Origin of the sequence: Pseudomonas sp. 11/12A (assembly GCF_000800055.1) — a bacterium.
Classification (GTDB): Bacteria; Pseudomonadota; Gammaproteobacteria; order Pseudomonadales; family Pseudomonadaceae; genus Aquipseudomonas; species Aquipseudomonas mohnii.
The window spans coordinates 4576766-4589673 of record NZ_JUGV01000001.1; the positions used below are offsets into that span (position 1 = coordinate 4576766).

11 protein-coding genes and 1 pseudogene are annotated in these 12908 nt (G+C 57.9%); 7 read left to right on the top strand and 5 right to left on the bottom strand.

Going from position 1 to position 12908, the window contains the following annotated elements; translation table 11 throughout:
* Positions 1 to 146: 146 nt before the first annotated feature.
* The 5 genes and pseudogenes from glyA (at position 147) to GQ39_RS21075 (ending at position 5338) form a co-directional block, all read left to right on the top strand.
* Positions 147 to 1400: a serine hydroxymethyltransferase gene (gene glyA, locus GQ39_RS21055; protein WP_047533504.1), complete on the top strand. Its 1254-nt coding sequence runs from the start codon at positions 147 to 149 to the stop codon at positions 1398 to 1400.
* Between the two features lie 234 nt (positions 1401 to 1634).
* A complete protein-coding gene (locus tag GQ39_RS31710) occupies positions 1635 to 2198 on the top strand; it encodes a hypothetical protein (protein WP_081997948.1) in 564 nt (187 codons plus the stop codon).
* 322 nt (positions 2199 to 2520) lie between these two features.
* Positions 2521 to 3904, top strand: a pseudogene (locus GQ39_RS21065) (C4-dicarboxylate transporter DctA).
* Positions 3901 to 4605: a FadR/GntR family transcriptional regulator gene (locus GQ39_RS21070; protein WP_047533511.1), complete on the top strand. Its 705-nt coding sequence runs from the start codon at positions 3901 to 3903 to the stop codon at positions 4603 to 4605. Before GQ39_RS21065 ends, GQ39_RS21070 begins: the two are co-directional and overlap by 4 nt.
* Before the next feature lie 25 nt (positions 4606 to 4630).
* Positions 4631 to 5338, top strand: a complete 708-nt coding sequence (locus tag GQ39_RS21075; RefSeq protein ID WP_047533513.1) for a GntR family transcriptional regulator — start codon at positions 4631 to 4633, stop codon at positions 5336 to 5338.
* A 91-nt stretch (positions 5339 to 5429) separates the two neighbouring features.
* On the opposite strand, the gene yjiA is transcribed toward GQ39_RS21075, so the two are convergent.
* The 3 genes from yjiA to GQ39_RS21090 form a co-directional block, all read right to left on the bottom strand.
* A complete protein-coding gene (gene yjiA / locus GQ39_RS21080; protein WP_047533514.1) occupies positions 5430 to 6401 on the bottom strand; it encodes a GTPase in 972 nt (323 codons plus the stop codon).
* 162 nt (positions 6402 to 6563) lie between these two features.
* Positions 6564 to 6761, bottom strand: coding sequence for a YbdD/YjiX family protein (locus GQ39_RS21085; protein WP_007937254.1), 198 nt, complete (start codon positions 6759 to 6761; stop codon positions 6564 to 6566).
* Positions 6762 to 6775: 14 nt separating this feature from the next.
* Positions 6776 to 8842, bottom strand: coding sequence for a carbon starvation CstA family protein (locus GQ39_RS21090; protein WP_047533519.1), 2067 nt, complete (start codon positions 8840 to 8842; stop codon positions 6776 to 6778).
* A 156-nt stretch (positions 8843 to 8998) separates the two neighbouring features.
* Between GQ39_RS21090 and GQ39_RS21095 the strand changes: the two genes are divergently transcribed.
* Entirely contained in the window at positions 8999 to 9367 is a 369-nt protein-coding gene (locus GQ39_RS21095) for a PilZ domain-containing protein (RefSeq protein ID WP_047533521.1), read from the top strand.
* 43 nt (positions 9368 to 9410) lie between these two features.
* Here the strand turns inward: GQ39_RS21095 and radA are convergent, their stop codons facing one another.
* The gene (gene radA, locus GQ39_RS21100; protein ID WP_007937264.1) at positions 9411 to 10778 is read right to left on the bottom strand and encodes a DNA repair protein RadA; all 1368 of its coding nucleotides are present in this window, start codon (positions 10776 to 10778) and stop codon (positions 9411 to 9413) included.
* 596 nt (positions 10779 to 11374) lie between these two features.
* Here radA and mscL point away from each other — a divergent pair.
* A complete protein-coding gene (gene mscL / locus GQ39_RS21105; RefSeq protein ID WP_047533523.1) occupies positions 11375 to 11788 on the top strand; it encodes a large-conductance mechanosensitive channel protein MscL in 414 nt (137 codons plus the stop codon).
* 44 nt (positions 11789 to 11832) lie between these two features.
* Here mscL and GQ39_RS21110 read toward each other — a convergent pair whose 3' ends face one another.
* Entirely contained in the window at positions 11833 to 12609 is a 777-nt protein-coding gene (locus GQ39_RS21110; RefSeq protein ID WP_047533526.1) for a ferredoxin--NADP reductase, read from the bottom strand.
* Positions 12610 to 12908: the final 299 nt, after the last annotated feature.

The following is a 12908-nucleotide window of genomic DNA, read 5'->3' on the forward strand; positions in this document are numbered from 1 at the left end:
AGCTGCAAGCTGCAAGCAAGGGCGAATCGGCTTTTGCTTGCAGCTTGAAGCCCGCTTATCCACAACCTGACTGTGTTTCATATCCCTTCTAAAAGCGGTTGGGTTAGAATGCCCCCCTTTTCCGCCCCCGATCCTTGAGGACCGCCATGTTCAGCCGTGATTTGACTATTGCCAAGTACGACGCCGATCTCTTTGCCGCCATGGAGCAAGAAGCTCAGCGCCAGGAAGAGCACATTGAGCTGATCGCTTCGGAAAACTACACCAGCCCTGCGGTGATGGAAGCTCAAGGCTCGGTACTGACCAACAAGTACGCCGAAGGCTACCCGGGCAAGCGCTACTACGGTGGCTGCGAGTACGTCGATGTGGTCGAGCAACTGGCCATCGACCGTGCAAAAGAGCTGTTCGGCGCCGATTACGCCAACGTCCAGCCACACGCTGGCTCCCAGGCCAACAGCGCCGTTTACCTGGCCCTGCTCTCGGCTGGCGACACCATCCTGGGCATGAGCCTGGCCCATGGTGGTCACCTGACCCACGGTGCCAGCGTTTCGTCCTCCGGCAAGCTGTACAACGCCATCCAGTACGGCATCGATGCCAACGGCCTGATCGACTACGACGAAGTCGAGCGCCTGGCGGTTGAGCACAAGCCGAAAATGATCGTGGCCGGTTTCTCTGCCTACTCGCAGATCCTGGACTTCCCGCGTTTCCGCGCAATCGCCGACAAGGTGGGCGCCTACCTGTTCGTCGACATGGCCCACGTGGCCGGTCTGGTCGCCGCTGGCGTCTACCCGAACCCGGTTCCTTTCGCTGACGTCGTGACCACCACCACCCACAAGACCCTGCGCGGTCCACGTGGCGGCCTGATCCTGGCTCGCGCCAACGCCGACATCGAGAAAAAGCTGAACTCCGCCGTGTTCCCTGGCGCCCAGGGTGGCCCGCTGGAGCACGTGATCGCAGCCAAGGCGATCTGCTTCAAGGAAGCGCTGCAGCCTGAGTTCAAGGCTTACCAGCAACAAGTGGTGAAAAACGCCAAGGCCATGGCCGGTGTGTTCATCGAGCGTGGTTTCGACGTTGTATCGGGCGGTACCGAAAACCACCTGTTCCTGTTGTCGCTGATCAAGCAGGAAATCTCCGGTAAAGACGCTGACGCCGCGCTGGGCAAGGCGTTCATCACCGTGAACAAGAACTCCGTGCCAAACGATCCGCGCTCCCCGTTCGTCACCTCCGGCCTGCGCTTCGGCACTCCGGCCGTGACCACTCGCGGCTTCAAGGAAGCAGAGTGCAAGGAACTGGCCGGCTGGATCTGCGACATCCTGGCTGACCTGAACAACGAAGCGGTGATCGACGCCGTTCGTGAGAAAGTCAAAGCCATCTGCAAAAAGCTGCCGGTATACGGTGCTTGATAAGCCCCGCTAGACCGCAGTAAAAGAACCGGCCAGAGATGGCCGGTTTTTTATTGCCAGAATAAAGACGAGCAACGCACACATTTAATAAAGCAACCCACAAGTTACTCCGGCCACCCACTCCAATACCGCCCCCGATTTAAATCCTTGCAACATACGCAATCCCAAAAACCAATAAAAACTACCTACTCTAAAACCCGTTTCACCCAACAAACTTAATAAACGGGTTACATCATGAATAGCAATATAGAAAGATCTTTCATCGCAACGTTGAGAATGTTTGACCATAAAGTAAACCTACTTGAAGAGCTCCATGGCAAACCCGCGCTGGCCACCATCAGACACTTCAGCGGTGGTTTCTTCACTGGAAAGCCGCAGACCCACGACCACTCCCAGCGACTTGGCATCCGACCAAACGAGCAGATCGGTGAGGTAGCGCCACTCACACTGCACTTCCGGCATACGGCCGATGGCTACATACTCTCGATAAAAAACACCGGCGAATATTACAATCAGATCATCAGTGAACAAGCGTTGGATACTTTTGCCGTTATTGACTCGGACGCTGATGACCCGACAGCCTTTACCCTTGTCAACCAACAAGGTCAACCTGTCACACTGGATAATCTACGCAACACTCACTCTGCAGTTTCACTCAAGATCAAAGACAAACACTACTTGGGCGGACTCAAACTAAATGGCTCGCCCTATGTTTATCTTGGCAAAACCGAAGAGCGCTCAAAGATAACTTTCATTCTGAGTATTCTTCAAAGAAAAGTACCTCACACCCGTTCCTGAAATATCCTTCAATATCAGAAAAAACACCCTCTGAAGCGACATCCCTGAAGGCGTCTGGACACTGATACACGATGTCACCTCGGCCGCACCCTGAAAAAATCGGCATCCACTGCCGATTTTTTCTGCCAACCGCTCAAAACCAAGGCATCGCGCTCAACTGGTAAGACCGGTAAAGCCAATCGCTCAATTTTTACTTGCGATCATCCGCATTCAGTGCCTAGACTGGCCCCGCACTGGACATACCGGTAAGACCACAATAATTAAGTACTGACGTCGATCCGCTGATGCGACGACTGCCAGGACACCGACCAGGATTCCTCCCATGCTCAGATGGTGCTCGCGTTCAATCTTCCTCCAAGTGGTTCTCGGACTGGTGCTCGGCATCGTCTGCGGGCTGGCCCTTCCTGAATACTCCGCTCAGCTCAAGCCCCTCGGTGACGGGTTTATCAAGCTGATCAAGATGCTCATTGGCCTGATCGTGTTTTGCGTGGTGGTCAGCGGCATCAGCGGTGCCGGCGACCTGAAGAAGGTCGGACGCATCGGCCTCAAATCAGTGATCTACTTTGAAGTGCTGACCACCATCGCCCTGGTGATCGGCCTGGTGTTCGCCTTCAGCACCGGCATCGGCAGCGGCGCGAACATCCATCTGGATCAGCTTTCCGCTGCCGACATGGGTGACATTGCCCAGCGCGGCCAGCACATGCATACCACCACGCAGTTTTTGATGGACCTGATTCCGACCTCGGTGATCGGGGCCTTTGCAGACAACAACATTCTGCAAGTCCTGCTGTTTTCGGTGCTGTTCGGCAGTGCATTGAATCTGGTGGGCGAAGCGGCGTCGGGCATTTCGCGGCTGATCAATGAACTCAGCCACGTGATCTTTCGCATCATGGGCATGATCGTGCGCCTGGCGCCGATTGGCGTGTTCGGCGCCATTGCCTTCACCACCAGCAAATATGGCCTCGATTCGCTGCAGCACCTGGGCAGCCTGGTCGGTTTGTTCTACCTGACGTGCACCGCTTTCGTGGCGTTGATTCTTGGCCTGGTGATGCGCTTGTCCGGCCTGAGAATGTGGCCGCTGCTCAAATACCTGCGCGAGGAACTGCTGATCGTCATGGGCACCGCTTCGTCAGACGCCGTGCTCCCGCAAATCATGCGCAAGCTTGAGCACCTGGGCATTGGCAGTTCGACCGTCGGGCTGGTGATTCCTACCGGTTATTCATTCAATCTCGACGGTTTCTCGATCTACCTGACCCTGGCCATCGTGTTCATCGCCAACGCCACCGGCACACCGCTGGCCATGACCGACCTGCTGACCATTCTGCTGGTGTCGTTGATCACGTCCAAGGGCGCGCACGGCATCCCAGGTTCGGCACTGGTCATTCTGGCGGCCACCCTGACGGCTATTCCAGCCATACCGGTGGTGGGCCTGGTCCTGGTTCTGGCGGTGGACTGGTTCATGGGCATCGGCCGGGCGCTGACCAACCTGATTGGCAACTGCGTGGCGACCGTGGCCATTGCCCGCTGGGAAAAAGACATCGATGTGCAACGGGCGAACAAGGTACTTTCCGGTCAGGTGGGTTATACCTTCCAGCCGCGAAAACCGGCCGCTTCGGCGCATCAGCAGGAATTCTGAATCAACGGCGTGCCGCTCCAGCTGGCCGGCACGCCCCTACTACTTTCGATGCTCAGGGAGCGAACAGTGATTACCTCGTCGACCGTTGTAAATTCAGTCGTGGAAAAACTTCGGGCCGCGCTGGCCCGGGGTCAATGGCGCTCCGGCGAAATGCTGCCGGGGCAACGTGAGCTGGCCGAACAACTGGGTATCAGTCGTCCGAGCCTGCGTGAGGCGGTCATCGTCCTGGAAACCCTCGGCCTGGTGCGTTCCATGCCAGGCAAAGGCGTGGTGGTGCTGGAGGCCAATCCCGGCGACAGCCAGAGTTATGACAACGCGGTGTCGGCGGCAAGCCTGGAAGACGTGCTGCAACTGCGCTACACCCTTGAACCGTTCATCGTAGGCCTCGTGGCGCAATCGATCAGCAGCAAGGAAGTCGGGCAATTGCGCCTGACGCTGATGGACATGCGCGAAGCCCTGGAAGCCAACGACAGCGAGGCCGGGGTCAACGCCTACATCGCGTTCCATGAAGAGCTCTTCACGCTGACGTCCAACCCGATCTTCCAGAGCGTGGTGCAACAGACCAGCAATGCACTCAAGCAAAGCGCCGAAGTGCTACGCAATTCCCCGGAGCATCTGGCTGAGCGCCTCGAAGAGAACGAAGCCGTGGTGCGCGCGATTCGCAGCAAGAACAGCGCCCAGGCCAGCGCCGAGATGCGTCGGCACATTCTTCGTGAGGGCCAGCGGATGGGCATCGAATTGAACATCCCGGAAGACAACTTCGGTAGCTGAAACCGCTTCGAACTGGAGACAGGCCATGAACAGCTTCGCTTCACCGCAAACACTCGTTGCCCTGCCCTTCCCTGGAAAAAATCTCGGGCAGCCGTCGGCGGAGGATCTTTACTCCCGGATCTTCGACGCCATTCTCGAACAGCGCCTCCTGCCCGGCAGCCGCTTTACCGAGGACAGCCTGGGCCAGATGTTCGGCGCTCGACGCAGTGAAGTTCGCAGCGTGCTGACGCGACTGTCCCACCAGCAGGTCATTATCCTGCGAGCCAACCATCGCCCCCGTGTCGCCGCACCCGATGTCGAACAGACCCGGCAAACGCTGCACGCACGGCGCCTGACCGAGCTGACGCTGGTCAGACTGGCCTGTCAGCGGCCTCTGCCAGAACAGCTGAAACGTCTGCACGCGCTGGTCGATAGCGAGCGCCACTGCACCGCGCGCGGCCCGACGATTCGCCTGTCCGGGACGTTTCATTTGCAGTTGGCTGAAATGGCGGGTAATGCGCCACTGGCGCATTTTCTCGGTAGCCTGATACCGCTCACCTCACTGGCAATTGCGCAATTTGATGCGCAGTTGGAAGGTTATTGCGGGCGGCAGGCGCATGAAGACATCCTGGACACCGTTGAGCGCGGGGACTCCCGGGAAGCCGAGTTTTTGCTGAGCCAGTATCTGGATCATTTGGAGGCGGCATTGCTGAACCCGCAACCGGTTTCCCGCCAGAATCGTGTTGCCGGTTAGACCACCTTCGCGAGCAAGCTCGCTCCCAAATCTTCCGTGGGAGCGCGCCTGCTCGCGATAGCGACACCAGCCTCACTGAACATGGCAGCCCTTACTGCGCCGCCACCTTCGCAAACCCTTCACGGATTTTCTCTTCCGGCAAATCATCGGCAATAAACACGATCACGCTCTCGCGCGATTCGCCCTCGGCCCATTCGGTGTCCCAGTCGAAGCCGTAAAGCTTCAGCACGCCCTGAAACACCATGCGTCGCGGTTCGCCAAGGATGTTCAACACGCCTTTGTAGCGCAGCAATTGCTTGCCATGGTCTTCCAGCAGTTCATTCATGAACTCGCTGAGCTTGTCGATATCCAGCGGCTTGTCGGTACGCAGCACCAGGCTGGAAATGCGGTCGATGGACCGCGCCTTGGTCACGGGCCGCAAACTCACACCCCCCCCGAGGTCGGCATTGAGATTGAAACCGCGCACGTCAAGCAATTCGGCCAGGTCGATCTTGCCGTGATCAACCACACGAATCGGCGCGCGACGATTGATCCGGGTCAGGCGCTCGCTCAGCGCGGTGAACGTCGGCTCGTCCACCAGGTCGCGCTTGCTCACCAGCAAACGGTCGGCGAAACCGATCTGCGCCTGGGCAATGGTCTGGGTCAGGTGCAGCTCGGCATGCGCCGCGTCGACCAGGGTGATGATGCCATCGAGGATGTAGCGCTCGCGCAGCTCTTCGTCGATGAAGAAGGTTTGCGCCACCGGGGCCGGATCCGCCAGCCCCGTGCATTCGATCACCAGACGGTCGAAGGTGATATCGCCGCTGTCCAGGCGTTCGAGCAGCAGATACAACGCTTTGGTCAGGTCAGTGTGAATCGTGCAGCAGACGCAGCCGTTGGACAGCGTCATCACTTGTACCGGCTCGTCGCCCAACAGCTGGGTATCGATGCCGGCATCGCTGAATTCGTTTTCGATCACCGCGATTTTCAGACCGTGCTCGGCTTTGAGCAGGTGGCGCAACAGCGTGGTCTTGCCGGCGCCGAGGAAGCCGCTGAGGATCGTGACGGGGATGGGAGAGGACAAAATTGATCTCCTGTTTCACAAAACTGATAAACAACACAAAACAAAAGTGAGAGCGAGCTTGCTCGCGATAGCGGCTTAACATTCAACATCACTGTTGATTGACAGTCCGCCATCGCGAGCAAGCTCGCTCCCACAGGTTTTGCCGTTAACCCGCCATCCGGATCAACAGCACTTCGGCCCACCCTTGCCACCGTAACGGGCTTCCTGGCGTTCGCGGAAGAACGCCTCGTAGCTCATCACCGGTTTGTCCGGGTGTTTGGTTTGCATGTGCTCGACGTAGTTGTCGTAGTCGGGCATGCCGACCATCAGGCGCGCGGCCTGACCGAGGTATTTACCGAGGCGACTCAGGTCATTGAACATGCTGCAATCCTCGATCAAGCATCCGGCAGCGCCTGGAATGGCGATTCTTTATCCGTACGTTCTTTTTTACCCCAGGCGGCAATGCCGACCTTGAGCGCATAGAACAGGATACTGAACACCACGAACAGGAACAGCGCGGTCAGCGTTGCGTTGGTGTAGGCGTTGAAGATCACGTGCTGCATCTGCGTGATGTCCTTGGCCGGGGCGAGGATCTGACCATTGGCCAGCGCATCGCTATATTTTTTAGCCAGGGACAGGAAGCCGATCGCCGGGTTGGCGTCGAACAGCTTGATGAAGCCGGCGGTGGTAGTGCAGACCAGCAGCCAGGCCGCAGGCAACAAGGTCACCCAAATGTAGCGCTGGCGTTTCATCTTGATCAGCACGACGGTGCCGAGCATCAGCGCGATACCGGCCAGCATCTGGTTGGAGATGCCGAACAGCGGCCACAAGGTGTTGATACCACCCAATGGATCGATCACGCCCTGGTACAACAGCCAGCCCCACATTGCCACGCAACCGGCGGTCGCGATCAGGTTGGCGGTCCAGGACTCGGTGCGGCGCAGCGCCGGCACGAAGGAGCCCAGCAGATCCTGCAGCATGAAGCGACCGGCGCGGGTGCCAGCGTCGACCGCCGTCAGGATGAACAGCGCTTCGAACAGGATCGCGAAGTGGTACCAGAATGCCATGGTGTTTTCACCCGGCAGCACGCTGTGCAGGATCTGTGCGATACCGACCGCCAGGGTCGGCGCACCGCCGGCACGGGCCAGGATGGTGGTTTCACCGATGTCCTTGGCCACTGCTTGCAGGGCGTCCGGAGTAATGGCAAAGCCCCAGCTGCTGACGGCTTGTGCAACGGCCACGACATCACCGCCGACCACGGCGGCCGGGCTGTTCATGGCGAAATACACGCCTGGCTCGATCACCGAGGCAGCGACCATGGCCATGATGGCCACGAAAGACTCCATCAGCATGCCGCCGTAACCGATATAGCGGGCGTTGGTTTCGTTATCCAGCAGCTTCGGCGTGGTGCCGGAGGAGATCAGCGCGTGGAAACCGGACACCGCGCCACAGGCGATGGTGATGAACAGGAACGGGAACAGCCCGCCCTTCCACACCGGCCCGGTGCCGTCGATGAACTGGGTCACTGCCGGCATTTTCAGCTCGGGCATGGTGATCAGGATGCCGATGGCCAGGGCGACGATGGTGCCGATTTTCAGGAAGGTCGACAGGTAATCGCGCGGCGCCAGGATCAGCCACACCGGCAAAACTGCCGCCACGAAACCATAGCCGATCAACATCCAGGTGATCTGGATACCGGTGAAGGAAAAGGCCTTGGCCCATACTGGATCGGCGGCAATCTGCCCGCCCAGCCAGATCGAACCCAGGAGCAATACCACGCCGATCACCGAAATTTCACCGATACGGCCCGGGCGGATGTAGCGCATGTAGATGCCCATGAACATCGCGATCGGGATGGTCGCCATCACCGTGAAAATGCCCCACGGACTTTCGGCCAGGGCCTTGACCACGATCAGCGCCAGCACCGCGAGGATGATGATCATGATCAGGAAGCAGCCGAACAGCGCAATGGTGCCGGGAATGCGACCCATTTCTTCACGGACCATGTCACCCAGGGAGCGGCCGTTGCGGCGGGTGGACATGAACAGGACCATGAAGTCCTGCACCGCACCGGCCAGCACCACACCGGCGATCAGCCATAGCGTGCCGGGCAGGTAGCCCATTTGCGCCGCCAGCACCGGTCCGACCAGCGGACCCGCGCCGGCAATGGCCGCGAAATGGTGACCGAAGAGGATATGTTTATTGGTGGGGACGTAATCCAGACCGTCGTTATTGAGCACGGCGGGAGTGGCCCGTCGCGCATCGAGTTGCATCACATTGTTAGCGATGAACAGACTGTAGTAGCGATACGCGACCAGATAAATGGCCACGGCAGCGACCACAATCCACAAGGCGTTGATCGCCTCGCCTCGACGCAATGCCACGACACCCAGGGCGCACGCACCTATGATTGCCAGCACCAGCCAGGGTAGATGGCGTAGCGGGCTATTATTATTTTTCATTTTATTATTCCAGCCAGAGTGGACAAGAAAGAAAGCCACCTCGAGTTTAGCGCCCCTGACGACAAAGGGCATACCCGATATTGGTCTGGCGCCTCTCTTGCTGGCAGTCTTGCGAAAGGCGGGTCTATAGTCAGCGAACCTATCGAGGATTGCGCCATGAGCGACCACCCTGCCGACCGCCGCCGTTTCAAACGTATTGCGTTCGATGCCCGAACCGAGCTCCGTCAGGGTGAACACACCTGGTCGGTGAAGCTGATCGACCTGTCACTCAAGGGCTTGCTGATTGAACGCCCTGTCCCGTGGCTGGGTAATCCGCAGCAGAACTTTTCCGTCGGCATTCACCTGTCCGATGACACCGACATTGCCATGGATGTCGAACTGACCCACGAGGACAAAGGCCAGCTCGGCTTTGTCTGCCGGCATCTCAGCCTGGAATCGATTGCGAGCCTGCGGCGGGTGATTGAGTTCAACCTGGGTGACGCCGCTGAACTTGAACGAGAGCTGGGTGCCCTGATCGAAATCTGACGGCCCGACACCATCCCACTGGGATCAAGTCCGGCCCGGAAACTTATTCGAACAAGGCGTCCAGCGCCTGCTCCAGACGGGTGACGGCAATGATCTGCAAACCCGGCGGGGCCTCTTTCGGTGCATTGCCCTTGGGCACGATGGCGCGCTTGAAACCGTGTTTGGCGGCCTCTTTCAAACGCTCCTGACCGCTCGGTACCGGACGCACTTCACCGGACAGCCCCACCTCACCAAACACCAGCAGATCATGAGGCAACGGCCGGTTGCGCAAGCTGGACATGACCGCCGCCATCAACGCCAGATCGGAAGCCGTTTCCAACACTTTCACGCCACCGACGACGTTGAGGAATACGTCCTGATCGTGGGTCGGAATGCCGCCATGACGATGTAACACCGCCAGCAACATCGCCAGGCGATTCTGATCCAGACCCAGGGTTACCCGGCGCGGATTGGCCAGATGGCTGTCGTCCACCAACGCCTGGACTTCCACCAGCATCGGTCGGGTACCCTCCCACGTCGCCATGACCACACTGCCCGGAACTTCTTCCTGAGCCCGGGTCAGAAAAATCGCCGAAGGATTGGAGACTTCTTTCAGCCCCTTGTCGGTCATGCCGAACACGCCCAGTTCGTTAACCGCACCGAAACGGTTTTTCACTGCCCGCAGCAGGCGCAGACGACCATCGGATTCGCCTTCGAAATACAGGACCGTATCGACCATGTGCTCCAACACACGGGGACCAGCCAGCGCCCCCTCCTTGGTGACATGGCCGACCAGGAAAATCGCCGTGCCGCTCTGCTTGGCATAACGCACCAGCAATGCCGCGCTTTCGCGGACCTGAGACACGCCGCCCGGTGCCGACTGCAGTTGCTCGGTGAAAATCGTCTGGATCGAGTCGATCACCATCACCTTGGGCTTTTCCTGCCGCGCCGTGGCGATGATGGTTTCGATACAGGTCTCGGTCATGACCCGCAACTGATCCTGAGGCAACCCGAGGCGTCGGGCACGCATGGCCACTTGCTGTTGGGACTCTTCGCCGGTGACGTACAGCGCCGGCATGCTCTTGGCGAGGTTGCACAAGGTTTGCAACAGAATGGTCGATTTGCCAATGCCGGGATCACCACCGATCAGCACCACCGAACCGTCCACCAGACCACCGCCCAGCACCCGGTCCAGTTCGCTGGACGCCGTGGAAAAACGCGGAATCTCCTCGACACTGACTTCGGCCAGGGTCTTGATCTGCGCCTGTTGACCGGTCCAGCCGGTGCGACCGCTGGGCGCTGCCGCCCCGCCGCTTTCCACCATGGTTTCAGTCAGCGTGTTCCAGGCGCCGCACTCGCCGCACTGGCCAGCCCACTTCGGAAAAGTCGAGCCGCACTCGGTGCAGCCATACATGCGCTTGGCCTTGGCCATCGGAACTCCCGGCAAAAATCGCGATGATACCCCAGGTGGAGCGAATCAGTGCGACGCGGGTGTCCGCCGAGTGACTGCCTACAACTTGTCATGATCGATTAACACGCGTAACGATATAGTTAATTAAAAACAATTACAATTTTTTACAACTAACAGCAAATACCCCCCACATATAACCCTGTACACATCCACTACAACTACCGCCTCAACGTACAGCAAGCGCAAACTCTGTCATCAATACAAATAGCAAATCTGACCAAGCACACTCTTAAATCTCGACCTCGCTCTCATCTCCCCACTGAAATCTCATAATCCAAACAACCAAAAGTGAAATTTTATTTATGTTGTCACTATCATTTCATTCCAGCTGACCTTCGCCACACGCCTGGTTTTCGACAGTAGAGCAGCACGACGACAGGATCGCGAAAATACCTCGAAACCCTTTCTCGCCCACCCTGCGAGGGTGGCATTGTCAAACTTTTTCCCGATACCCCGGTCGACAGCAGGCGGCGTTTGTAAGCAGGCGTTTCGAGCAAGATGCGTCTTGCTGATTTACACTGCGGTCACCAACCTCATCTGTAACAAGGAAATAACCTATGGGCGTGATAAGTGAGTTCAAGGCCTTCGCGGTCAAGGGCAATGTGGTCGACATGGCCGTGGGTATCATCATCGGCGCCGCCTTCGGCAAGATTGTCACGTCGTTTGTCGGCGATGTGATCATGCCGCCAATCGGGCTGTTGATCGGTGGGGTGGACTTCAGTGACCTGGCCATTACGCTCAAGGCCGCTGACGGTAACGTCCCGGCGGTGGTGCTGGCCTACGGTAAATTCATCCAGAGCCTGATCGACTTCCTCATCGTCGCCTTCGCGATCTTCATGGGTGTCAAAGCCATTAACCACCTGAAACGCGAAGAGGCAGTGGCGCCCACCGTGCCGCCGGTTCCGACCAAGGAAGAAGTGTTGCTGGGCGAGATCCGCGATCTGCTCAAGGCCCAGAACAACCGGCCTTGAAAGCTTGAAAGAAATACGGACGGCGCCCTTGCGGCGCCGTTTTATTACCAGAAGTTTTCCACCGCCACCTGACCGGGTCGTCGGCTGAGGCTCAAATGCATATCGCGCTGTTTGAGCAATTTGCGCGTGTCATCGATCATCTGCGGATTGCCGCATAGCATGACCCGTGAGTGCTCGGGCGTCAGGGCCACCCCGGCAACGCGCTCCAACTCGCCATTTTCGATCAGCGTGGTAATGCGCCCGTTCAAGGCGCCAGGATGTTGCTCGCGCGTCACCGTGTTGATGAGTTGCAGCTTGTGAGCGAATTCCGACAGATACTCACGCTGCGCCAGCCCCGCGATAAGGTCCTGATAAGCCAGCTCCCGGGTCTCACGGACGCTGTAGACCAGGATGATCCGCTCGAATTTCTCCCAGACCTCGAAGTCCTGCAGGATCGACAGAAATGGCGCCAGCCCCGTACCCGTGGATAACAACCACAGATCACGCCCGTCAACGAAGCGATCAAGCGTCAGGTAACCGAAGGCCTGGCGGTCGACGAGCAGCGTGTCGCCAACGCCCAGACGACTCAACTCGCTGGTGAACTCGCCCCCCGGAACCACGATGGAAAAGAACTCAAGAAACTCGTCAAAGGGTGACGACACCATGGAATAGGCACGCCAAACCGTACTGCCATCGGCGCGGGTGACGCCTAACCGGGCAAATTGCCCTGCGCGAAAACGAAAACCGGGGTCCCGAGTGGCACGTAGCGTGAACAGATTCGGTGTCAATGGCTGGACGTCGAGCAGTGTCTGGCGAGTAAATTTCTCTTCACTGGCGGTCATGGGGACGCTCCATTCAACAGATTGCCCAGTGTCTCGTAAAGCGCACACCATAAACACTCACTATTTGTAGTGTCTTTTAGGGCAAAAAGTACTCTTGCCGTAAATATTAAATAACACGCGATACAGGAGCCTTACAGGATTAAATTAAAGAATACATATAATACAAACGTTTAAATCTACCTCCATTAGAACCAAAATCTTAGCTTCCTAATGTCTAATAAAGCTAAATATTATCAATACCTGCGTAGGATTAATCCTACAATCCCAAACACATCAAAACAGTGGATCCAATTCACCAA